At 61.2% G+C, this 23,243-nt stretch carries 21 protein-coding genes and 2 pseudogenes; 9 read left to right on the top strand and 14 right to left on the bottom strand.

Features of this window, described 5'->3' with window-relative positions:
• Positions 1-467: 467 nt before the first annotated feature.
• From KGA81_RS16690 to KGA81_RS16680, 3 genes and pseudogenes are all read right to left on the bottom strand, one after another.
• Positions 468-1,009: pseudogene (locus KGA81_RS16690) on the bottom strand (bestrophin family protein); the annotation flags it as partial.
• Between the two features lies 1 nt (position 1,010).
• On the bottom strand, positions 1,011-2,009 hold the full coding sequence (moaA, locus tag KGA81_RS16685; protein ID WP_223547284.1) for a GTP 3',8-cyclase MoaA: 999 nt from the start codon (positions 2,007-2,009) through the stop codon (positions 1,011-1,013).
• Positions 2,010-2,310: 301 nt separating this feature from the next.
• Positions 2,311-3,162, bottom strand: a complete 852-nt coding sequence (locus KGA81_RS16680; protein WP_223547283.1) for a CAP domain-containing protein — start codon at positions 3,160-3,162, stop codon at positions 2,311-2,313.
• Between the two features lie 126 nt (positions 3,163-3,288).
• Between KGA81_RS16680 and KGA81_RS16675 the strand changes: the two are divergent.
• The 5 genes and pseudogenes from KGA81_RS16675 to KGA81_RS16655 form a co-directional block, all read left to right on the top strand.
• A pseudogene (locus KGA81_RS16675) lies at positions 3,289-3,420 on the top strand (cell wall hydrolase); the annotation flags it as partial.
• Between the two features lie 199 nt (positions 3,421-3,619).
• Positions 3,620-4,597, top strand: a complete 978-nt coding sequence (locus KGA81_RS16670; protein ID WP_223547282.1) for an NAD-dependent epimerase — start codon at positions 3,620-3,622, stop codon at positions 4,595-4,597.
• 48 nt (positions 4,598-4,645) lie between these two features.
• Positions 4,646-5,386 (top strand): glycosyltransferase family 2 protein, encoded by a 741-nt coding sequence (locus KGA81_RS16665; protein WP_223547281.1) that lies wholly within the window; start codon positions 4,646-4,648, stop codon positions 5,384-5,386.
• Positions 5,383-5,661 carry a lipid-A-disaccharide synthase N-terminal domain-containing protein gene (locus KGA81_RS16660; RefSeq protein ID WP_218428721.1) on the top strand — a complete coding sequence of 93 codons (279 nt, stop codon included), beginning with the start codon at positions 5,383-5,385 and terminating at the stop codon, positions 5,659-5,661. The genes KGA81_RS16665 and KGA81_RS16660 overlap by 4 nt, the downstream gene beginning before the upstream one ends.
• A gap of 3 nt (positions 5,662-5,664) precedes the next feature.
• Complete coding sequence (locus tag KGA81_RS16655; protein ID WP_223547280.1) at positions 5,665-7,215, top strand: ArnT family glycosyltransferase; 1,551 nt, start codon at positions 5,665-5,667, stop codon at positions 7,213-7,215.
• A gap of 167 nt (positions 7,216-7,382) precedes the next feature.
• On the opposite strand, the gene ahr is transcribed toward KGA81_RS16655, so the two are convergent.
• The 7 genes from ahr to KGA81_RS16620 form a co-directional block, all read right to left on the bottom strand.
• Positions 7,383-8,414: an NADPH-dependent aldehyde reductase Ahr gene (gene ahr, locus KGA81_RS16650; protein ID WP_223547279.1), complete on the bottom strand. Its 1,032-nt coding sequence runs from the start codon at positions 8,412-8,414 to the stop codon at positions 7,383-7,385.
• Between the two features lie 119 nt (positions 8,415-8,533).
• Positions 8,534-9,301, bottom strand: coding sequence for a metallophosphoesterase (locus tag KGA81_RS16645; RefSeq protein WP_223547278.1), 768 nt, complete (start codon positions 9,299-9,301; stop codon positions 8,534-8,536).
• Positions 9,302-9,653: 352 nt separating this feature from the next.
• The gene (locus KGA81_RS16640; RefSeq protein WP_223547277.1) at positions 9,654-11,126 is read right to left on the bottom strand and encodes an aldehyde dehydrogenase family protein; all 1,473 of its coding nucleotides are present in this window, start codon (positions 11,124-11,126) and stop codon (positions 9,654-9,656) included.
• Positions 11,119-11,946: an ABC transporter permease gene (locus KGA81_RS16635; protein ID WP_223547276.1), complete on the bottom strand. Its 828-nt coding sequence runs from the start codon at positions 11,944-11,946 to the stop codon at positions 11,119-11,121. The genes KGA81_RS16640 and KGA81_RS16635 overlap by 8 nt, the downstream gene beginning before the upstream one ends.
• Before the next feature lies 1 nt (position 11,947).
• Positions 11,948-12,865, bottom strand: a complete 918-nt coding sequence (locus tag KGA81_RS16630; protein WP_223547275.1) for an ABC transporter permease — start codon at positions 12,863-12,865, stop codon at positions 11,948-11,950.
• A gap of 31 nt (positions 12,866-12,896) precedes the next feature.
• Entirely contained in the window at positions 12,897-14,039 is a 1,143-nt protein-coding gene (locus KGA81_RS16625; protein ID WP_223547274.1) for a PotD/PotF family extracellular solute-binding protein, read from the bottom strand.
• A gap of 39 nt (positions 14,040-14,078) precedes the next feature.
• A complete protein-coding gene (locus tag KGA81_RS16620; RefSeq protein WP_223547273.1) occupies positions 14,079-15,206 on the bottom strand; it encodes an ABC transporter ATP-binding protein in 1,128 nt (375 codons plus the stop codon).
• Between the two features lie 554 nt (positions 15,207-15,760).
• On the opposite strand from KGA81_RS16620, the gene KGA81_RS16615 reads away from it, so the two are divergent.
• Positions 15,761-16,078 carry a DUF6124 family protein gene (locus tag KGA81_RS16615; RefSeq protein WP_223547272.1) on the top strand — a complete coding sequence of 106 codons (318 nt, stop codon included), beginning with the start codon at positions 15,761-15,763 and terminating at the stop codon, positions 16,076-16,078.
• Between the two features lie 125 nt (positions 16,079-16,203).
• Here the strand turns inward: KGA81_RS16615 and KGA81_RS16610 are convergent, their stop codons facing one another.
• The 3 genes from KGA81_RS16610 to KGA81_RS16600 all read right to left on the bottom strand — a co-directional run bounded on the left by KGA81_RS16610 (position 16,204) and on the right by KGA81_RS16600 (position 18,834).
• The gene (locus tag KGA81_RS16610) at positions 16,204-17,028 is read right to left on the bottom strand and encodes a response regulator transcription factor (RefSeq protein WP_223547271.1); all 825 of its coding nucleotides are present in this window, start codon (positions 17,026-17,028) and stop codon (positions 16,204-16,206) included.
• A gap of 158 nt (positions 17,029-17,186) precedes the next feature.
• Entirely contained in the window at positions 17,187-17,582 is a 396-nt protein-coding gene (locus KGA81_RS16605; protein ID WP_223547270.1) for a VOC family protein, read from the bottom strand.
• Positions 17,583-17,604: 22 nt separating this feature from the next.
• A complete protein-coding gene (locus tag KGA81_RS16600; RefSeq protein WP_317850791.1) occupies positions 17,605-18,834 on the bottom strand; it encodes an MFS transporter in 1,230 nt (409 codons plus the stop codon).
• A gap of 134 nt (positions 18,835-18,968) precedes the next feature.
• Here KGA81_RS16600 and KGA81_RS16595 point away from each other — a divergent pair, with 134 nt between their 5' ends.
• From KGA81_RS16595 to KGA81_RS16585, 3 genes are all read left to right on the top strand, one after another.
• On the top strand, positions 18,969-19,742 hold the full coding sequence (locus KGA81_RS16595) for an AraC family transcriptional regulator (RefSeq protein ID WP_223547269.1): 774 nt from the start codon (positions 18,969-18,971) through the stop codon (positions 19,740-19,742).
• 140 nt (positions 19,743-19,882) lie between these two features.
• Entirely contained in the window at positions 19,883-20,263 is a 381-nt protein-coding gene (locus tag KGA81_RS16590) for a RidA family protein (RefSeq protein WP_223547268.1), read from the top strand.
• A gap of 336 nt (positions 20,264-20,599) precedes the next feature.
• Complete coding sequence (locus KGA81_RS16585; RefSeq protein WP_223547267.1) at positions 20,600-22,588, top strand: peptidase U32 family protein; 1,989 nt, start codon at positions 20,600-20,602, stop codon at positions 22,586-22,588.
• A gap of 41 nt (positions 22,589-22,629) precedes the next feature.
• On the opposite strand, the gene KGA81_RS16580 is transcribed toward KGA81_RS16585, so the two are convergent.
• The gene (locus KGA81_RS16580; protein ID WP_223547266.1) at positions 22,630-23,211 is read right to left on the bottom strand and encodes a hypothetical protein; all 582 of its coding nucleotides are present in this window, start codon (positions 23,209-23,211) and stop codon (positions 22,630-22,632) included.
• Positions 23,212-23,243 lie beyond the last annotated feature (32 nt).

Here is a 23,243-nt window from a genome sequence, read left to right as displayed (position 1 = left end):
GATCGGGGAGGGCGTGGGGTTCAAACGCAGATTCCTTGTGCAGAAAAGCTTTGAGCCAAAGACTGTAGCTATGCCGGAGCACGTTGCATAGCTGCTTGATGCTGCACTGGAAGAGGGCGACGCTGCGCGGTTCATGCCCTTTCGACAGAGATGTCGCCTGACACTCCGCTTTCGCGGGCAAGCCCGCTCCTACAGTTTTGATCTTCAGTGAGCGCCAATCCCGCGACCAGCCACAATCCCTGTAGGAGCGGGCTTGCCCGCGAAGAGGCCGGCACATTCAACATTGATAGCGACTGGCAGGCCGCCTTCGCTGGCAAGCCAGCTCGGACGCTAAATCTGTGTACACCCCCGCCCCCGTAGGAGCTGGCTTGCCAGCGAAGAGGCCGGCACATACAACAGAGATGTCGACTGACCTGACGCCTTCGCGGGCAACCCCGCTCCTACAGGGATTGCGTGTTTCTTGAGTCTCAATTCAACACAAAATCCACCGGCTCCAGTTGTGGTGGAAGTTCCGTCACACCCAGGGCCGCCAGTACATCACGTTCGATGGTGCGCACGATGGCGTCGGTGGGCAGTCGTTTTCATCGCGGCCGAAGGGGTCTTCCAGTTCATCGGCAATCGCATCCAGGCCGAAAAAGGTGTAGCTGACGATCGCGGTGAAAATCGGTGTCAGCCAGCCCAGGTGGTCGGCCATGGCGAACGGCAAAAGGATGCAGAACAGGTGGATGGTGCGGTGCAGCAACAGAGCGTAGGGGAAGGGCAGCGGGGTGTTCTTGATCCGTTCACAGACCGCCTGGGCGTGGGTCAGGCTGGTCAGGTGGTTGGCCATGAGCGTGTAGCGCCAGTCGTTGATCGCCCCGGACTCGTTGAGTGCCGAGCACTGTTGACCAACCTGCATCAGTATCTGCCCGCTGATGTCTGTGGAGTTGCCCTTGGGCATCGGCTGCAACCAGTCGCCACTGGCGGCCAGTTCGTTTTCCTGGCGCAAGCGCGCGTTGAGGGCATGGGCCTCAGCCGCCCGTCATGTTCATGAAGCGAATGACCTGAACGTCGTCGTTCACTTCGAAGTTGTGTCGGTAAGGCTTGAGTTTCATCGCCTCGATAACGGCTTTTTCCAGGCGTTCGGGCTGTCCGGGGTGGCTGCGCAACACCGCCTTGAGATCCACTGCGTGCTCATTGCCCAGGCACAGCAGCAGGCGTCCTTCCACGGTCAGCCGCACCCGGTTGCAGGTGCCGCAAAAGTTGTGGCTGTGGGGTGAGATGAACCCCAGGCGAATCTGCGGCGCCTCGGCCAGGCGCCAGTAGCGCGACGGCCCTTGGGTCGACTCGGCGGAATCGATCAGAGTGTAGCGTTCGGCGATGCGTTCCCGAACCTGAGCACTGGAGAAAAAAGATTCGGCGCGGCTGTGCTCGTCGATGGTGCCCAATGGCATCTCCTCGATAAAGGAGATGTCGAGGTTACGGTCGATGGCGAAGCTCACCAGATCATTGATCTCATGGTCATTGCGGCCTTTCATCACCACGCAATTGAGCTTGGTGTTGCGAAAACCGGCCTGGTTGGCAGCGTCGATGCCCTTGATTACCTGCGCCAGGTCACCGGTGCGGGTCAGTTCGCGAAAACGTTGCGGGTCCAGGCAGTCGAGGCTGATGTTGAGGCGCTTGACCCCGGCGTCGAACAACGGCTCGGCCAGTCTGGCCAGCTGCGAACCATTGGTGGTCATGCACAGTTCACGCAGGCCGGGCAGGGCGGCGATTTTCTCGCACAGCTGCACTACGCCCGGACGGATCAGCGGCTCGCCTCCGGTCAGGCGGATCTTGCGGGTGCCCAGCGCCACGAAGCTTTGTGCCAGTTGATAAATCTCTTCCAGGGTCAGCACCCGTTGCCGGGGCAGAAACTGCATGTCCTCGGCCATGCAATACACGCAACGGAAATCGCAGCGGTCGGTGACCGATATGCGCAGGTAGTCCACGCGCCGGGAGAAGCCATCGATCAAGACTCGTTGTGACATGACTTCCTCTCCCGGCACCGAAAAGTCTGTAGGAGCGAGCTTGCTCGCGATGGTCGTTAACGATTACGCGTGCTTCTTGGTTACACGCGGTGCTCTTGGGTCCATCGCGAGCGAGCTCGCTCCTACAGTTATGAACTACTTGCGGACTTGTTGAGCGCAGGCTAAGAGCAACTCTGACGGGCGTCCAATCACTATTGATGACCGGGTGATCGACCGGATCTATGATGAACTTCAATCCTGATGTACACGGTCTGGAGCCACTACGTGGACCAGCTGCTCCTACAGGGACTTCGGTTTTTGGTTACTGCGCCCCAAACATCGCCGTCCAGTAAATCCCCGCATCGCTCTTCGGATCGGTCGCATACGCCGCGCCCAGTTCGCGGAACTGCGGGTTCATCAGGTTGGCGCAGTGGCCGGGGCTGGCCAGCCAGCCATCGACCACCTTGCGTACGCTGTCTTGCCCGGCGGCGATGTTTTCGCCGATCTGCTGGAAGTCGTAGCCAGCCAGTTCCGCGCGGTCGCCCGGGGTGCGGCCGTCACGGTCCTTGTGATCGAAGTAGTTGTTGTTGGCCATGGAGCGCGAGTGGGTTTCGGCGGCCGTGCCCAGCGTGGCGTTCCAGGCCAGCGGCGCGGTGGCATTGAAAGACTGGGTGCCGCATTGACGCGGCTTGGCCCGTGCGGCGTTGAGTTCGATGAGCAACTTCTGGCCTTCGGTTTGCCAGTCGCCCAGGCGTGAACTCAGCAGTGGCCGCGCCACGACGATGCGCCACTGATTGTCCTGGCGGCTGACGCCGACATCGACGAATTGCGGGTCGAGGACGATCTGGCAAAAACTCTCCTGAATCGCTTTCATCGCCGAGGCCGCATCGCGAGGCCCGGACAGGCTGATGGCTTGCACATTCTTCATGGGATAACCCGCAGTGGCCATGGCCTGCTGCAGATCGCCGATGCTCGAGGCGGTCAGCACCAGGCGCGGGTCGGCCGACAGCGGCGGCAGCTCCGATGACACCTGGCCTGCACAGCGCTGCAGTTGGCTGCGGTAGACGTTGATCGATTCGATCAATTGCGCTTCGTCCGCCGCCACGGCGCTGGCGGCGAATACCAGGCCCAGTGACAAGCCGGCAAAACGCGATGCGGATGAGATGAACCCCATGAAAATCCCCCTTGAGCAGATGGCACCCATGATGCGCGAAGTTGGCCCTTCCAGGGCAACGGATTTGTCCAGAGTGTAGTGGGCCGGGTGAAATCATTTCACGACTACACTGAATCGAATCGCTCACCGAGTGACACCGAGCATGCCCTGTATTTCCATGATCGTACCGTCAAGCCGGATTGGGCCACGCAATACGTCAAGACCGTGGATATCGGCTTGTTCCGGTTTTACAAGCCATGTGACGATTCGGCCAGATAGTAGCGGCTGTTTCGGCCAAATATTGTTTTTTTGCTGAGGTCGCGCACGGGGTTATCGAAACTGAAATGTTTCTGTTTTATAAGCTTCACAACGAAACCGTGCGCGAATGACGCCATAAGCAGGAGCTGAATATGAAGCTGACAAGGGTCTGGATCAGTAATCTCGCGCCGATCGCGGCGCAGTCGCAGGCGTGCGTCCAATGACCGTTCTGGTCACCGGTGCAGCCGGCTTCATTGGTTTTCATACGGTCCAGCGCTTGTGCCACGAGGGTCAGGACGTTGTCGGTATCGACAACCTCAACGACTACTACGACGTGGAGCTCAAGCATGCTCGTCTCAAGGTGCTGGAGACTTTGCCGGGTTTTCGTTTCCGGAAAATGGATATCGTCGATAAACCGGCCCTGATGAGCCTGTTTCAAGAACACGCATTTACCGAGGTGGTGCATCTGGCCGCTCAGGCCGGGGTGCGCTACTCGCTGGACAATCCGGATGTCTATGGGCAATCGAACCTGGTGGGGTTCCTCAATGTCCTGGAAGCCTGTCGACACCATCGCCCCGAGCATCTGATCTACGCCTCGAGCAGTTCGGTGTACGGCACCAACAGCAAGATGCCGTTCAGTGTCGAGGACCCTGTCGAACATCCCGTTTCGCTGTACGCCGCCAGCAAGCGCGCCAATGAACTGCTGGCCGAAAGTTACTGCCATTTGTATGGCCTGAAAGCCAGTGGCCTGCGCTTTTTTACCGTCTACGGTCCATGGGGTCGCCCGGACATGGCGTTGTTCAAGTTTACCGACGCCATCCTCAAAGGCCTGCCCATCGACATTTACAACCAGGGGCAGATGTCGCGCGACTTTACCTACGTCGACGACATTGTCGAAGGTATCGCCCGACTACGCCCACGGCCTCCGGTGCCGCAAGGCTCCGCCACCGGGGTAAACCGGCTCTTCAACATCGGGCGTGGCATGCCGGTGGCGTTGCTGGATTTCGTCGACTGCCTGGAGTCCGCCCTGGGCTTGCAAGCCCGGCGCAACTACATGCCGATGCAGGCCGGTGATGTGGTCAAGACCTGGGCCGATGTCTCGGCACTGGCCGAGTGGGTGGGCTTCAGCCCGCAAGTGACGCTCGAAACCGGCGTTGGCGAGTTTGTGAAGTGGTATCGGCAGTTCTATCAGATTTGAAGCGTTCGCCTCTGATCTCGAAACAATCAAAAAGGCGAGAGAGACCCCATGAGCCAAGACATTTTTGTATCCGTACTGATTCCCGCCAAGAACGAAGCGAACAACCTCAAGCCATTGCTCGAGGAAATCCGCGTCGCGTTGGCCGCTGAATCGTACGAAATCATCGTCGTCGACGATGGCAGCACCGATTCGACCCTGCAGGAACTGCGGCAGATGCGCCACGACGGCTTGAACACTTTGCGCATCCTGCATCACGAGCGCTCGCTGGGGCAGAGCACTTCGCTGTACCACGCCGCGCAAGAGGCCCGTGGCCAATGGCTGGCGACCCTCGATGGCGACGGCCAGAACGACCCGGCGGACATCCCCGGCATGCTGGCGCTGGTGCGCGGCGAACCGGGCCAGGTCGATGTGCAACTGGTCGCCGGGCACCGGGTCAACCGCCGTGACACCGCGAGCAAGCGCTACGCCTCGCGGTTCGCCAACAACCTGCGCCGCCGCCTGCTCAAGGACGCCACCCCGGACACCGGTTGCGGCCTGAAGCTGATCGAGCGCGCGGCGTTCTTGCGCCTGCCGTACTTCGACCACATGCATCGCTACATTCCGGCGCTGATCCAGCGGCATAACGGGCGCATGATCGTGCACCCGGTCAACCACCGGCCGCGTACGGCCGGGGTGTCGAAATACGGCAACCTCGACCGTGCCCTGGTGGGCATTCTCGATCTGTTCGGTGTCTGGTGGCTGATCAAGCGCACGCGGTTGAATACCATTGCCCAGGAGATCGAAGGATGACGTTGACTCGTGAGACCCTGTGGCTGCTGGTCGGTTTTGCGGGGCAGGTGGCCTTTACCGGGCGGTTTGTCCTGCAGTGGCTGTACAGCGAGTACAAGAAACGCAGCGTAATCCCGACCAACTTCTGGTACCTGAGCATCGTCGGCAGCACCTTGTTGCTTGCCTACGCCATTTATCGCCAGGACCCGGTGTTCATCGCCGGGCAGGCGTTTGGCTCCCTCGTCTATTTTCGCAACCTGCAATTGATTGCCAAAAGCACAAGCGTGAAGGAATAAACCATGCGTGGATCACTGTCGCCCAGGGTCGAATGCCTGGGCCTGATGCTGCTTGCCCTGCTGTTGATCGGCGCGGGGCTGGGGTTGCGCCAGGCACAGAATGTGGATGAGGAGCGTTTCCTTGGCGTTGCCCTGGAGATGCTGCAAAACGGCTCGTGGCTGATCCCGCACCGGGCCGCCGAGATCTACGGCGACAAGCCGCCGATTTTCATGTGGACGGTGGCGTTCTTCACCTGGCTGACCGGCAAGCCGAACATCGCCCTGTATATCCCGGGGCTGTTTTCGGCCGTGACGGTCACGGCGATGGTCTATGACCTGGGCCGTCGCTTGTGGACCCAGCGCACCGGGCGCAACGCTGCGCTGTTGTACCTGGCGACGTACCAGACCTACAGCATCCTGCGCACTGGCCAGATCGACAGCTTGTTGATTCTGTTCACCTCCCTGGGCCTCTACGGTCTGGCGCGGCACTTGTTACTGGGACCTGCGTGGCGCTGGTTTTACGCGGGCTGCGCGGCCATGGGCATTGGCGTGATCACCAAGGGCGTGGGTTTCCTGCCGGCGCTGTTGCTGATTCCATACGCCTATGCGGTGCGTAAAGACTGGCCCGGTGTGGTGGCCATGCCCGGCGAGGCGCGCAAGTGGTTGCTGGGGTTGGTGGTGATGCTGGCAGCGATTGCGATCTGGCTGTTGCCGTTGGCCTTGTCGATCATCGTCAATGGCAGCGCTGACGAAATTGCCTATGCGCGGGAAATCCTCCTGCACCAGACCGCGGGCCGCTATGCCGCTGCGTGGCATCACCGCGAACCGTTCTGGTACTTCTTCACCAACGTGATTCCGCAGTACTGGCTACCGCTGGTGCTGGTGCTGCCATGGTTGGTCCCCGCCTGGCGCCGGCAGTTGCAAAAACGTGACGGCCGGGTCCTGGTATTGCTCGGTTGGGTGGTGCTGGTGGTGCTGTTTTTCTGCATCAGCACTGGCAAGCGCAAGTTATACATCTACCCGGCGCTGCCCGGGCTGGTGCTGGTCGCCGCACCGTTGATCCCGTGGCTGCTCAAGCGCTGGTTCAAAAGGCACCCGCGTTTGCGTCGGGTGTTCCCGGCACTGGTGGCGATCTGGTTCGCGTTGTGGTTCGCCCGTGGTTTCATCGAACCGCTCAAGGAAGGCACCAACGTTGATCAGGTGCTCATGGCGCAGGCGGCGACCATGACCCAGGGCGCCGATCTGGTGCTGGTCAACTGGGAGGAGGGGCACTGGTTGTTCGCCCGTCAACCGATCGTGCATTTCGGCATGGACTACTCCTCCATCGAGAAGGCTGCGCAATACCTGCGCGAACACCCCAAGGCCTACGCCCTGGTGCCGGATGACGTGCTGAACCAGTGCTTCAAACCCGAAGCGGCCCGTGAACTGGGCGAAAACTCCCGGGCGAACTGGTCGATCGTGGGGGCGGAGGCCGACAACGGCAAATGCCTGCCGCAAGAGGCCGGCAAAGCCTATCGGTTCGCCTGGAATGACCCGCACATGCCAGCGTTGCCTGCGCAGGTGGCTAATCCCTGAGGGGACTTGTAGGAGCCGGCTTGCCGGCGATGGACTCAAATGTGCCGCGTTTATCCAGCTTACGCGCGTTATCGTTAACGACCATCGCTGGCAAGCCAGCTCCTACAAGAGACCGCGTTTGAGTCGAAAATGAAGTGACTTCCAAACCAGTCTTCGTTCGTCTCCTGTCACTGACTGGCATCCAGCACCACGCGGTAGCGCGCCTTGCCGTTGCGCAAATGATCGATGGCTTCGTTGATCCGGCTCATGGGAAACATCTCGACCTGCGGCAGGATCTGATGACGAGCGCAGAACTCCAGCATCATCGCGGTGTTGGCCGGTGAGCCGACCGGTGAGGCGGACAAGACTTTTTGCTGGGGAATCAGGTTGAACACGTGCACCGGGATGGCATCGGGCACGACGCCGACAAAGTGCAGGCGACCCTTGCCGCGCAGGGTGGCGAGCATGGCGGTCCAGTCGAGGTTGGCGTTGGCGGTGACCAGGAGAAAATCCAGGGTGCCGGCAATGGCATTGAGCGCATCGGTATCGGTCGAGGCGACCACCTTGTGCGCACCCAGGCGCCTGGCTTCGTCCTGCTTGCTCAGCGATGAGGTGAAGGCGGTGACTTCGCAGCCCCAGGCGTTCAGGAAGCGCAGCGCCAGGTGACCGAGGCCGCCGATGCCCTCCACGCCAACCCGGTCAGTGGGCTTGATGCCGAACTCCACCAGCGGGTTGAACACGGTCGAGCCGGCACAGAACAACGGCCCGGCCATCGCCGGATCGAGCCCCGCCGGGATCGGCAGGGCCCAGGCCCAGTGGGAGCGAATGCGGTCGGCAAAACCGCCGTTGCTGCCGATGATGGTCGGTTGCACGGTGCGACACAGGTTATGCGAGCCTTCGATACAGGAAGTGCAATGCATGCAACTGCCCTTGTACCAACCGATGCCCACTCGTTGACCCATTTCCAGGCCACGCACCTGGTCGCCCACCCGCACGATACGGCCGACCACCTCGTGACCGGGAATAAAGGGGTAGCTGCTGATGCCCCAGTCGTTGTCGATCAGCGACTGGTCGGAGTGGCAGACACCGCAATATTCCACGGCGACTTCCACCTCATCGCTACCCAGCGGACCGGGATCGTAGCTGAAGGGTTCCAGTGGCGCGCCCGCTGCCGTGGCGGCCCAGCCGGTAAAGGTGGTGAGTTCGCTGCTGTCGCTCATGGGATACCTCCAGATCAGATGTCAGGGGTTTGGGCCGCTGGGGTGCAGCGGCGGAGCGAGGAAAGTGTAGCGGGTTGCTGGCGTTCCATCGGGTGCGGACTGTCGATCCGAGCGTTACCTCAGAACTCCAGATCGATCACGAAGGCCTCATCGAAATCAGGGTTTTCATTGATGCCATTTTTGGCATAGCCCCGGGGGTTGCACACCACGCGGGTGTTGCCCACCCGATAATCGAAGCTGCCATGGGTGTGGCCATGCAGCCACAGTGTCGGCTGCCAGTCTTGGATCCGCGCTTGGAGGTCCGAGACAAAACTTGAGTTGATCGGCGAGCCGGCAAAGGTCGGGCTGATGCTCGACCGGGTCGGGGCGAAATGCGAGACCACCACCGTGGGCGTGCTGCTGTCGCGGGTGAAACAGTCTTCCAGCCAGGCGACGGTCTGCAGAAACACCAGTTGGGAAATGGCTGGCGTGAACAGGTCGGGAAAATCGGGGGCGATCCTGATGTGGCTGAAGTCGCGGATCAGTTGGGTCGCCAGATCGATGCCCAACGCCCGAGCCTCGGGGCTGTCGAGAAGGCGATAGTCAGACCACAGCGTGCAACCGAGAAAACGTACGCCGTCGTGGAGGTACTCCGAACGTTCCAGAATGTGGATCTGTGTACCTTGCGCCAGGCTGTTCAACTGTTCATGGGTGGAAACCAGGTCACTGCCATAAAACTCGTGATTGCCCGCCACGTACAGCAGCGGAACCGGGCACGCCCTGGCCCACTCGATGGCCTTGGCCGGGCGGGCGATGTCCCCGGCGAGCACGACAATATCGGCATCCACGGCGGGAAAGGGGATCGCGTTGACGGACAGGTGCATGTCGGACAGCAAGGCGATGCGCATGGATCAACTCCGGCGTTTCTCGAAGGGCAGGTCAATCAAGTTACGCGTTGATAACCCGTTGTCACAAGCCTGCCGGGCACCGGGTGTTGCACAAAAAGTTGCGCCACACCGCAATACAAATGTGGGAGCGAGCTTGCTCGCGATGGCGGTCTGGCAGTCACTTTGTGGGTGTCTGTCATGCCGTCATCGCGAGCAAGCTCGCTCCCACAGTAATTTCGGTCGGTCGCAGATTTTGCATACACCCGCTAATCCTGTGGGAGCGGGCTTGCCCGCGATGAGGCCAGTACATTCAACAGAGATGTCGACTGACCCACCGCTATCGCGGGCAGGCTCGCTCCTACAGTCGACCCGTTTACTTCAAATACCACCCCCAAGGCTGGTCACTGACGTACTCGGTCACCTGCTTGACCTCCAGATAATTGTGCAACCCCCATTGGCCCAGTTCGCGGCCGATGCCGCTGTGCTTCATGCCGCCCCAGGGCGCTTCGACGAAGGTCGGTTGCGAGCAGTTGACCCAGACGATCCCGGCGCGCAACTGGTTGGCGACCCGGGCGGTGCGTTGCAAGTCAGCGCTCATCACGGCGGCGGCCAGGCCGAAGCGGCTGGCGTTGGCCATTTGCACCGCTTGCTCTTCGGTCTTGAAGCGCTTGATGCACAGCACCGGGCCGAACACTTCTTCGCGCCACAAGATGCTGCTGTGGCCGGGTTCGTCGAAGATGGCGGGTTCGATGAAATAACCTTCGTTTAAATCAGCAGGGCGCCGTCCACCCGTGAGCAAACGGGCGCCGCTGGCCAGGCCCTGGTCGATGAAGCCGAGCACCTTGTCGTACTGACCCTGGCTGACCAGCGGCCCCAGCAGCACGCCGGGCTGCATGCCAGGGCCAATGCTGATCTTGCGGGTTTCTTCCACCAGCCGCTCGATCAGGCGCGGGGCGATGGTTTCCTGCACCAGCAGGCGTGACGTGGCGCTGCACACCTGACCCTGGTTCCAGAAAATCCCGAACAGAATCCACTCCACGGCTGCGTCGACATCAGCGTCATCGAACACGATGAAGGCAGACTTGCCACCCAGTTCCAGGCTGATGTTCTTGATGTCCCGCGACGCCGCCGACATGATTTTCGCCCCGGTGGGCACGCTGCCGGTGAAGGCCAGTTTGTCCACACCCGGGTGTTCGGTGAGCGGGCTGCCGGCGTCGGCGCCGAGGCCGGTGACCACGTTCAGCACCCCGGCTGGCAGGCCGATACGGTCAGCGGCGGCGGCCAGTTCCAGAGCGGTCAGCGGCGTCAGTTCGGACGGTTTCAACACCACCGTGGCCCCGGCGGCCAAGGCTGGAGCGACTTTCCACGCGGCCATCAACAGTGGGTAATTCCACGGGATGATCTGCCCGGCGACGCCAATCGGCTCGTGGCGGATGCGGCAGCGAAAACGCTCATCCGGCAAGGCCAGTGGCTGGTCCTGTTGCTGGTCCAGTTCGCGGGCCAAACCGGCGTAGTAGCGAAAGCAACCAATCGCATCGCCGATGTCCCACTGTGCTTCGGGCAGCGGTTTGCCGTTGTCGCGCACTTCCAGCTCCGACAATGCCTGTTTGCTGCTTTCCAATTCATCGGCCAATGCCTCCAGCCATTGCGCACGTTCGGCGCCGCTGGTCTGGCTCCAGCCATTGTCAAAGGCGCGCCGGGCCGCGCGCACGGCATGGTCGACGTCCTCTTCGGTACCCGCCGCCACGCGGTGGAAGGCCTGTTCGGTGGCCGGGTCGATCACGTCCAGATAGCCGCCCAGGTCCGGGTTGACCCATTCGCCGTTGATGTAAAGCTGATCACGCATGGTGAGACTCCTGGACGCCGGTACGGCGGTTTTGCAGATGGCGGGAAGTGAACAGCAGGGCCAGCGACACGCAGATGATCACCGTGGAAATCGCGTTGATCTCTGGCGTCACGCCGCGGCGGATGGAGGAAAAGATATAGATCGGCAACGTCGTTTCGGAACCGGCGACGAAGAACGCGATGATGAAATCGTCGAAGCTGAAGGTGAACGCCAGCAGGAACCCGGCCATGATCGCCGGGCTGATCTGCGGCAGGGTCACCCGCCAGAAGGTGTCCATCGGTGGCGCGTACAGGTCCGCCGAGGCTTCCAGCAAGGCCTTGTCCAGCGAATCGACGCGGCTGCGCACGATCACCATCACCAGGGCCATGGTGAACAGCGAATGCGCGGCGATCACGGTGAAGAACCCCATGCTCAACTTCGGCACCGTCGGCAACCAGCTCGCCAGCAACGGGTTGATCAGGTCGAACAGGCTGATGAAGGCTATCAGCGTCGAGATGCCGATGACGATGCCCGGCACGATGATCGCGCAGTAGGTCAGGGCATCGAACAGCAGGCGTACCTTGGCGCCGCAGCGCTGTAAGCCGAACACCGCCAGGGTGCCGAACAGCGTGGCAATCACCGCCGAACTTGCGGCAATCAGCGCGCTGTTGCCCAGGGCTTCCATGATGAACGGGTTGCCGAACGCGGTGCCGAACCATTGCACCGAGCAGCACTGGAACGCCAGGCCACTGCGCCCGGCGTTGAAGCTGAACAGTACGATCAAGGCAATCGGTGCGTAGAGGAACAGGTACAGCGAAGTGGAATAGCTGCGCAGCCACATGTCACAGACCTCCGTCGGCAGGGCGGCCGCCGTAGCGCGCCACCAGTTTCAGATACACGCCGATGATCAGCAGCATCATCGCCACCAGCGTCATGGCCAGCGCGCTGCCGAACGGCCAGTTGCGCGACTGCAGGAACAGGTCGACCAGCGCATTGCCGACAAAAAACACCTTGCCGCCGCCGAGAATGGCCGGGATCAGGAACTCGCCCATCAACAGGATGAACACCAGCATCACCCCGGTAATGATCCCCGGCGCGGACAGCGGCAGGGTGATCCGCCGCAAGCTTTCGAAAGCGCTGGCACCCAAATCCGCCGAGGCTTCGAGCAGGCGCTTGTCGAGTTTTTCCAGGCTGACGTAGATCGGGAACACCATCAGCGGCAGGTAGCCGTAGACGATGCCGATCAGCACCGCCCACGGCGTATTGATCAGCCGCACATCCTCAAGCCCCAGGCTGGCCAGCAGTGCCGGAATGCCTTTGCCGCTGAGGATGAAAATCCATGCATAGGTGCGGATCAGGAAACTGGTCCAGAACGGCACGATCACCAGGGTCAGCAATAGCGAGCGGTTCCGTGTGACCTTGACCGCGAGGAAATACGCCAGAGGATACGCCGCCACCAGGCACACCAGGGTGCCCAGCGGCGCGAGCATCAGCGTGTTGCTGAACGCTGCGCCGCGCGAACCGAGGTTCAGGTAGTTGGCCAGGGTGAAGCCGCCGGCGTAACCGCCCACCGCGCTGCGCTCGCCGAAACTGAAGACCAGGATGATCACCAGCGGCATCAACAACAGCAGCAAGAACCACAGGGTCGAGGGCAAGAGCATCAGCAGGGTGATGCGCCGGCCCAGGCTGCGCCGTTGGCGAACCTCGACCGGCAGGGCACGGTCCGGCTGCACCGTTTGCGGGTGGGCGGCGGCATTCATGGGTAACTCCTCATTGGCCATGGTCAGGCGATCAGGCGGACTTGAAACGCGCCATCAGTTCGGCGCGCGCCGGGCTGGTCAGCGTCGCGGCGGCACCGAACTCCAGCGGGCTCAGGGCCTCGGCGGCCGGGTACATGATCGGATCGTCGAGCATCGCCACCGGCAGCAGCGCGTCGACACGCTTGTCGCCGCTCGGGTAGCCGTGGCTCAGCACTTCGAGCTTGTTGTGCTGCGGGTCGAGCAGGTAGTTGATGAACGCGTAGGCGGCGTCCTTGTGCTCCGAGCTTTTTGGAATCGCGAAGAAGTCGCTCCACAGCTCGCCGCCTTCCTTGCCCAGTTCGAACTGCATTTGCGCGTTGTCGCGGTGCAGCTGCGAGGCGTCGCCGGTCCAGGACATCGCCAGCCACGCATCACCGCTGCGCATCGATGGCTGGATGTCGGAGTTGATCGCAAACAGGTGCGGCTTGACCTCGATCAGCAGTTTTTCCGCATCGGCCAGTTCCTTCGGGTCCAGGGAATTGAAGCTGTAGCCGAAGCTCTTCAGCGCGTTGCCGATGGCGGTCAACTGGTAGTCGTGGACCATCGTGCGGCCACTGGCCGGGCCTTGGGCAGCGACCCAGAATTCCTTCCAACTGGTCGGGCCGTTTTTCAGTTTGCCGGTGTCGTAGAGCATGCCGGTGGTGCCCCAGTTTTTCGGCACCGCGTAGACCTTGCCGTCTACCGTGCCCTGGGCCATGAATTTCTGCTGGAACGCCGAGGCGTCGAAGTTGGGAATGCGCGACAGGTCCAGCGGTTCGATCAGGCCCAGGCCGACGTAGGTGCTGATGGTGTAGTTGGTCGGCACCAGCACGTCCCAGCCACTGCCGCCGGCCTGCAATTTGGCGAGCATTTCTTCGTTGGAACCGAATACGCTCATCGACACCCGGGCGCCGGTGGTCTTGGCGAAAGCGTCGAGGTTTTCCTGGCTGTGGTAGTTCGGCCAGGTTGCCAGCGACAGGCGATCACCGAGTCTGGTCTGCTCGGCAGCCTCGGCGGTGGAGGTCAACAGGCCGGGCATGTTGGTGGCGACCACGGCTGCGGCGATCCCAAGGCCGGTGCGGCCCAGGAAGTCGCGGCGGCTGATCGAGCCGTTCTGCCAGCTGCGCAGGGTTTTTATAAAAGTCTTCTGGTCCATAGCACGCTCCATATCCGGTTGATGAAACGAATCGGTGATTTACAACGCCATGGCCAGACCATTGGCGTGATCCCAGCCGACGCGCACTGACGCGCCGTGTTCGAATGCATTGGCGCCGTGATCCTGCTGGCGAGGCACCCGCACGCACACCACCCCGAATACCTGGGTGCGCACGCGGTATTCGGTGCAATTGCCCAGGTAGATGCGGTCTTCGACGCAGCCCGGCAGCTTCACTTCGCGGCTCATCTCGGCATTGGCGCCGGCGATGCTGATCAGCTCCGGGCGCACGGCGATGCAACCGGCGGCGTTGGCGCTCAGGCCCTTGCCGGTAGGTGTCAGCGGGCTGGTCAGTTCCAGTCCTTGCTCGGTGCGCAGCACCACCGAGTGGCCGTTGAGCTGGCGCACGGTGCCGTCGAACAGGTTGGACTCGCCGATAAAGTCAGCCACGTAACGGCTGGCCGGAGCTTCGTAGAGTTGTTCCGGGGTGGCGGTCTGGATGATCGAACCGTTGTGCATCACGCTGATGCTGTCGCTCATCGACAGGGCCTCCTCCTGGTCGTGGGTGACCAGCACGAAGGTGATGCCGACCTCCCGTTGCAGGCGCAGCAATTCCGATTGCATCTCCTTGCGCAGCTTGCGGTCCAGCGCGGCCAGCGGCTCGTCGAGCAGCAACACCGTAGGCTTGTTGACCAAGGCGCGGGCGAGGGCGACACGCTGTTGCTGGCCGCCGGATAATTCACTCGGTTTGCGCTGGCCAAAACCGCTCAGACGCACCATCTCCAGCGCTTCATCGGCCATGCGCAGTTGCTGTTTTTTGTCCGGGCGCGGGGTGCGGTAGCGCAGGCCGTAGGCAATGTTCTGCGCCACGGTCAGGTGCGGGAACAGCGCGTAATGCTGGAACACCATGTTCACCGGTCGCTCGAACGCCGGCACCCCAGCCACACTTTTGCCGGCCAACCGCACCTCACCGCTGGTGGGCTGTTCGAAGCCTGCAATCATGCGCAAGGTGGTGGTCTTGCCACACCCCGAACCACCGAGAAAGGAATGAAACGAGCCACGCCGCACCGCAAAATCCAGACCGCTGACGGCCTGCACCTCGCCATAGCGTTTGACCACATTGCAGAATTCGATATCGCTTGGCGGGGTGTCGTTCACGCTGTTGTTCACGAGGCGGGCTCCCTTGCAGTGATGAGTCAGTGCGTCGGGGGCCAAACTAGCAATCGGGGTTTTGCGGTGTATATATCCCTTGGGGGATAGGAGCAGCTTGTTGTAGGAGCGAGCTTGCTCGCGATGGACGTTAACGAATACGCGTGATGACTGGCTTAACGCAGCGCTCTTGAGCCCATCGCGAGCAAGCTCGCTCCTACAAAATGCAGATGCGTGTTTAAAGACACCCGGAGTTACTTCGCGAAGGCTACACCACCTTGCGTCGTTGCCTACAGGTACGCCAGAATCCGCCGGCTTGTGCGCCTTGGGGCTGGGTTTTATCGTTTGCCGGTCGCTGAATAACAACAGTGATCGGGTTTGGTAGCCCGGTGTTACAAGGTGCAATGCGTCACTATCAGCAGCATTTTTTGCTCTGCTACATGGTGGCCATGCACAGGGTGCCTTCGGGCGCGCCGGTTTCCTTGTACCCGGTCTACCAACCTGCGTATGGCCACCACCCTACGTTTGGTAGCGTGAGAGTGATGGCTCCTTTTTACGGTACAAGGAGTTTCACTATGTTCAAAGTCACACCCAACCCGCCGGACACCGATCCGGCATCTCCGTGCGAAAGCCTCGACCTCAACCCCGGCCCCCACATCATGGCGACGCCGCGCAAGCCCAGCACGATGTTCATCGTCAATCCCGAACTCAATACCGAAACCTTGTTGGTGCACGCCTGTGAGTCGCTGGCGTCGGCCAATGTCATGGCCAACGATCTGGTGGATCATCTGGAGGGGACAAGCCGCAATGCGCTGTTGGGGATTGCGCAGGTGATCATGCTAGGGGAGTTGGCGGTGAACCGCGTGCTGGATCAGCTCGACCCAACGGATTAATCGCTATCCCCTGTAGGAGCTGCCGCAGGCTGCGATCTTTTGATCCTGATCCGGTCTTAAATGCCGAAGATCAAAAGATCGCAGCCTGCGGCAGCTCCTACCGAGGGGAGGTGGTGGTCTGTTTTTCAGGCTTGCAGCTTGAGGCCGGGCGCCTGCAACGGATCCTCCGTCAACTCCCGAATAAACAACCCCAGCAATTCCGACTGGCTGCCAATCCCCAGCTTGGCGTAGATGTTCTTGCGGTGAATCTTCACCGTGCCGGGGCTGATGTTCAGTTGTTCGGCCACCGAGGCACTGGAGTGGCCGCGCAGCAACAGTTGGACAATCTCCTGCTCGCGGCCGGTGAGGATGTGCGCGCCGAAATGGTCGAAGGCTTCGCGGATCTTGAAGTCCAGGTCCTGCGCCGGTCGCGGTTGCTGGGCCTGACGCAAGCGCCAGGCTTCGTTGATGACCTGTTCGACCACCGCTTGCGCGCATTCGACCAACTGCATTTCGTCCCGGCTGAATGCACAGCTGGCGCTGGAACGCATCAACGACAACACCGCCGTGGCACCGTCGCCGAGGTCGACGAAAAACGCCACTTCTTCGGCCAGACCCGTCTGCTGGTAATAGGTCAGGAAGTACTCGCCGAGGTAGAAGTGGTCGGGGGCGAACTGGCGCAGACGCCACAGCCCCGGCGCCTGCCCACGGGTACACGCCAGGTAGAACGGATCGAGCAGGTAAGGCCCGCACTGATAGTCGTCGACATACACCGCGCGTTTGTCCGCCGAGAACGTATCGAACAACGCCAGTGGCCGGTGATTGCCTTCGTAGACAAACAACACGAAGTGATCGACCGGGCAGATTTGCCGGATCCAGTGGCTCAACCCCGACAGCCGCCCATGCCCGGCAGGCAGGTCGAGCAGGTGGGCGACTCCGGTGGTCCAGAGTTTCAGTTCCTTGGGGCGCATGGCGGCTACAGGCAGCGGAAGATGGCCTTTGGATGCACAAAGTACGCCATGGCGGGTGGCCCCGTGTGGCGCGGGGTGGCGGACGGCAAGGCGTTTAAAAGACGCACCGCATTGGGGCCGGGTGTTACCGAGTGCTACAGGACTGGTAGCAGAAATGATCAGGCAGTCGAGTTGTGCTGGACGATCTGGATGAGATTGCCGCAGGTGTCGTCCAGTACCGCGAGGGTGACCGGTCCCGTCACCGTCGGCGGGCGGGTGAATTGAACGCCCGCGGCGCTGAGCCGGGCATATTCGGCGTGCACGTCTTCGACGCCGAAAAAGGTGCAGGGTATGCCGTCCTGCTTGATCGCGCTCTGGTAGGTTTTTGCTGCGGTGTGGGCATTGGGCTCCAGCAGCAGCTCGACGCCATTGGGGTCGCCGGGGGATGTCAGTGTCAGCCAGCGATGTTCGCCCATGGGAATGTCGTGCTTGAGTTCAAAACCCAGCACATCCCGGTAGAAGGCCAGCGCCTTGGCCTGATCATCGACAAACACGCTGGTGACTACGATTTTCATGGGGGTTCCTCCTGATGGCTATTCACGCTCTCGACGGGCGTTGTCCAGTAGACGGCAACAGTATGGTGAGAATTCCGAGCAACGGCAGGTACGAACACAGCGTGTAGACATACTCGATGCCATGGATATCCGCCAGATGTCCGAGCAGCGCCGCGCCAATCCCGCCGAAACCGAACATCAGGCCGAAGAACACCCCGGCGATCATCCCGACGTTGCCGGGCACCAGTTCCTGGGCGAAGACCACGATGGCCGAGAACGCCGAGGCGAGGATGAAGCCGATGATCATGCTCAGCACGCCCGTCCAGAACAGGTCGACGTAGGGCAGGGCGAGGGTGAAGGGTGCGGCACCGAGAATTGAAAACCAGATCACCTGTTTACGGCCGATGCGGTCACCGATCGGGCCACCGAAGAAGGTGCCCGCGGCGACGGCACCCAGGAACAGGAACAGGTACAACTGCGAGCTGGCCACCGACAGGTCGAATTTCTCGATCAGGTAGAAGGTGAAGTAACTGGTGAAGCTGGCCATGTAGAAGTATTTGGAGAACACCAGTAGCGCCAGCACCACCAGGGCGAACGTTACCCGCCGCTTGGACAGGCCGTGGGTGGCCTTGCTGCCTTGCTTGAGTTTGAACAGATTCAGGTGATGGCGGTACCAGCGGCTCAGTCCGTACTGCACGAGGATGGCGAACACCGCGAACAGACCGAACCAGGCGACGTTGCCCTGGCCATAGGGAATGACGATCGCGGCGGCCAGCAATGGGCCGAAGGCGCTGCCGGCGTTGCCACCGACCTGAAAGGTCGACTGCGCCAGGCCGTAGCGACCGCCCGAGGCCAGGCGCGCCACCCGCGAGGTCTCCGGGTGAAAGGTCGACGAGCCGACGCCCACCAGCGCCGAGGCCACGAGAATGGCCGGGAAACTGCCGACCATCGACAGCATCAGAATACCGATCAGGGTGCAGACCATGCCGGCCGGCAACAGCCACGGCTTGGGATGACGGTCGGTGTAGAAACCGATCCACGGTTGCAGCAGTGAAGCCGTGAGCTGGAAGGTCAGGGTGATCAGCCCGACCTGGGTGAAACTCAGGCCATAACTGGTCTTGAGCATCGGGTAGATCGACGGCAGCACAGCCTGGATCAAGTCATTGATCAGGTGCGCCAGCGCGCAGGCGCCGATGACGCGCATGACCAGGGGGCTGGCCTGGCTGGCCACCGAAGCGATGGGTGACGGTGAACTGAGGGTGGTGGTCGACATGGGCGATCTTCCGGATAAAAAACGTGAACTGCGCACGCAAGGCGCAGCCCATTTCAGGGTTCGGCGTTATGCTATGGGCCCTGAAGATGCCCGTCTCGCGCAACTCGGGCATGGACTATCTAAAAAAGGGCGTCATGATCAAACCATTAAAGACATTTCTGGCAGAGATCGACCAGGGCGGCTGGAGCGTCCGCAGCAGCGCGACCGACTACCCGGAAAACTGGTTTATCGCGCCGCATTCCCATGAAAAACATCAACTGATCTATGCCATCGAAGGTGTGATGGTGGTGCACACCGCCACCAGCCAATGGACGGTGCCACCGAGCCGTGGCATCTGGATGCCCAGTGGTGAGGTGCACTCGATTCGCTGTGTGGGGGCGATCAAGATGCGCAGCGTGTTCGTGCGCCCCGACGCAAGCCCGGATCTACCCGCCCAAACCCGGGCAGTGAGTGTGTCCGCATTGCTCAGTGAGCTGATCAAGGTCTCGGTCGATTTCGATTTCAACTGCGATCCGGACTCGCGGGAAGCCCGGGTGCTGCGCCTGATTCTGGATGAACTGACGATCCTGCCGATCTTGCCGTTGAACCTGCCACAGCCCGCCGATCCACGGATCAACCTGATCTGTGGCGCGTTGCAGCGTGACCCCGGGGATGGCTCGACGTTGTCGGACTGGAGCGCCCGGTTGAGCCTCGACGCCAAAACCATCCAGCGCAGGTTTCGCAAGGAAACCGGCATGACCTTCGGCCAATGGCGCCAGCAAGCGCGACTGCTGCTGGCGCTGGAACGCATCGCCGTCGGCGAGAAGATCATCGACATTGCCGGAGAGCTGGGATACGACAGCCCGAGCGCGTTCACGACCATGTTCAAGAAGCAGTTCGGCAAGACGCCGAGTGATTTTTTCAAGTGATGGACGTTTAACCCCGCGCCAGTACCGCCAGGCCACCGGCCACGAGCAGCCGGCCTGGATTAGCGACGCGCCAGGGATCGCCCTGTAAACTGGCCGCGTAAAAGGCGCTCGCCTTACCCTTTCAAGCAAGAGAACCTGCAATGGCAAACCACGACCTGACCTTTACCCCCGATCCCGATGCCGATTCGATTTCCTCCGACGTCGCAGGTTTCGGCGGTGTGCTGGTCTCCACCCAGATCCCCACCCGCGCCGACGGCAGCCTGGAACTGGGTGACATCACCCTGCAAAGCGAATGCACCCTGCAAGCGCTGAAGGTTGCGCTGGAGCGTGCCGGCAGTTCCATGGACCGTGTGATGCACCTGACCATCTACCTCACCGACATGGCCGACCGCGCCGCGTTCAACGAGGTCTACAAACGCTACTTTGCCAAACCATGGCCGGTACGCGCCGCCGTTGGCGTGGCCTCCCTGGCGGTTGAAGGCATGCGCGTGGAAGTGACCGCGATGGCGGCCAAGGCCTAAATACAGCAACAAAAAAAACCTGGGCATGGGCTGGATTTGTGGTCGATGCCGAACAAATGTGGGAGCGAGCTTGCTCGCGATGGCGGTGTGTCAGTCGACATCAATTCTGGATGTCCTGCCGCTATCGCGAGCAAGCTCGCTCCCACAGGGAATTTTGGTTGTTGGCTGGATTTGTGGTCGACGCCGATCAAATGTAGGAGCGAGCAGGCTCGCTCCTACAGGGGTTGAGGTACACCAGGCCTGCCCGAAACGCCACCCGGCAGCATACGGGTGCCGGTCAGGCGTTTCGCCGCTACAATGCACGCCTCGACCGTGACAAGCCTGACTAAAAAAACTATGTCTTTGCCCAAACATCACCTGGAATTGCTCAGCCCTGCCCGCGATGTGAGCATCGCCCGCGAGGCCATCCTGCATGGTGCCGATGCCGTGTACATCGGTGGCCCGAGCTTCGGCGCCCGCCACAATGCCTGCAACGAAGTGAGCGATATCGCCCAATTGGTGGAATTCGCCCGTCGCTATCACGCCCGGGTGTTCACCACCATCAACACGATTCTGCACGACAACGAACTGGAACCGGCCCGCCAGCTGATCCATCAGTTGTACGATGCCGGCGTCGATGCGCTGATCGTCCAGGATCTGGGGGTGATGGAACTGGACATTCCGCCAATCGAACTGCACGCCAGTACCCAGACCGACATTCGTACCCTGGAGCGGGCGAAGTTCCTCGATCAGGCTGGCTTCTCACAGTTGGTGCTGGCCCGCGAGCTGAACCTCCAGGAGATCCGTGCCATCGCCGACGAAACCGACGCGGCCATCGAGTTCTTTATCCATGGCGCGTTGTGCGTGGCGTTTTCCGGTCAGTGCAATATTTCCCACGCCCAGACCGGGCGCAGCGCCAACCGTGGCGACTGCTCGCAAGCCTGCCGTCTGCCGTACACCCTCAAGGACGAAAAGGGTGGCGTGATCGCCTACGAAAAGCACCTGCTGTCGATGAAGGACAACAACCAGAGCGCCAACATCCGCGCCCTGGTCGAGGCCGGCGTGCGTTCGTTCAAGATCGAGGGTCGCTACAAGGACATGGGCTATGTGAAAAACATCACCGCCTACTACCGCCAGCGCCTCGACGCCGTGCTCGAAGACCGTCCGGACCTGGCCCGCGCCTCCAGCGGCCGCACCGCGCACTTCTTCCTGCCCGACCCGGAAAAAACCTTCCACCGTGGCAGCACCGATTACTTCGTCACTGACCGCAAGATCGATATCGGCGCCTTTGACTCGCCGACCTTCACCGGTCTGCCAGTGGGCGTGGTCGAGAAAGTCGCCAAGCGTGACATGCAGGTCGTGACGCACGAGCCACTGTCCAACGGCGACGGCCTCAACGTGCTGGTCAAGCGTGAAGTGGTGGGTTTTCGCGCCAATATCGCCGAACCCAAAGGCGAGTTCGAGGAGGACGGCGAGAAGCGCTATCGCTATCGCGTCGAGCCCAACGAGATGCCGGAGGGGATGTACAAGCTGCGCCCCAACCATCCGCTGAATCGAAACCTCGATCACAACTGGCAACAGGCGCTGCAAAAGACCTCTGCCGAGCGTCGTATCGCCCTGAGCTGGGTCGCTCGCCTGCGTGAAGAACAGCTGGAGCTGACCGCTACCAGCGAAGAAGGCATCAGTGCCAGTGTCACCCTGAACGGCCCGTTCGGCGCCGCCAACAAACCGGAGCAGGCGCTGGAGCAATTGCAGGATCTGCTCGGTCAACTGGGCACTACGCAGTACCACGCCATCGACATCAAGCTGGACGCGCCGCAGGCGTACTTCATCCCGAACTCGCAGCTCAAGGCCTTGCGCCGTGAAGTGATTGAAGCCCTGACCGACGCGCGGGTCGCCGCCCACCCACGTGGCAGCCGTAAAGCCGAAACCAGCCCGCCGCCGGTGTACCCGGAGTCGCACCTGTCGTTCCTGGCCAATGTCTACAACCAGAAAGCTCGCGACTTTTATCACCGTCATGGCGTCAAGCTGATCGATGCGGCCTACGAGGCCCACGAGGAGACCGGCGAGGTACCGGTGATGATCACCAAGCATTGCCTGCGCTTTTCCTTCAACCTGTGCCCGAAACAGGCCAAGGGCGTGACCGGCGTGCGCACCAAGGTTGCACCGATGCAACTGATCCACGGCGATGAAGTGCTGACGCTGAAGTTCGACTGCAAGCCTTGTGAAATGCACATCATCGGCAAGATGAAGGGCCACATCCTCAACCTGCCGCAACCGGGCAGCGTGGTAGGGCACATCAGCCCCGAAGACCTGCTCAAGACCATCCCGCGCGCGCCGCACTGAGTGACCGGTGAGCGCGCCGCAACGGCGCGCTCACCGGTTGTTCAATACCCTGCGTATTTGAAGTAAACGAATGCCACGGCAAGGGCCAGACCAAACGCCGCCAGGGCTTTTGTTTGTGCGGTTGCCTGTAAATCGCCCGACGCTTGCTCATGGGGTTGCGAGTATGCGATGGCGTCATGGCGGCGCTGCACAATGGCCAGATAGGTGTAACCCAATCCGGTCAGCAGCGAAATAGCCATCAGGCCAAGGATCAGCCAACGTATCGTTGCCGGTTTTTTGGTGGCGGACAGGCTGTACTCGTGTTCACAGGCCGCGCTCTCGAACTCCAGGACAGAAATCGGCTGGTAAGCCGTTGTGGGCCGCTGTGCATCACTGTGTATCGCCGCCATTTGTTCCAGGTCCAGTGCCTGATATTTCCAGAGTGTCATCGATCCTTCCCGGCAGAAGGTGAACGTAGCGGGGCTCGAAGCGCCGATGATGCACGCGTCGTCGATACCGATGTTTTTCAGGGTCTCCATCGCGGACCGTGTGAAGTCCATTTCGAGGACAGGAATGACGCCGTTGGCAGACACCGCGACCGACACCAGCAGGCTCGCGATAGCGCAGAGGGTTGATATTTTCAAGGTCGAGACCCCCTCGTTTTTTACAGGATCTT

Source organism: Pseudomonas sp. A-B-19 (assembly GCF_019947515.1).
In the GTDB taxonomy this organism is placed as follows: domain Bacteria; phylum Pseudomonadota; class Gammaproteobacteria; order Pseudomonadales; family Pseudomonadaceae; genus Aquipseudomonas.
This window is presented reverse-complemented; position numbering and strand designations above follow the sequence as displayed.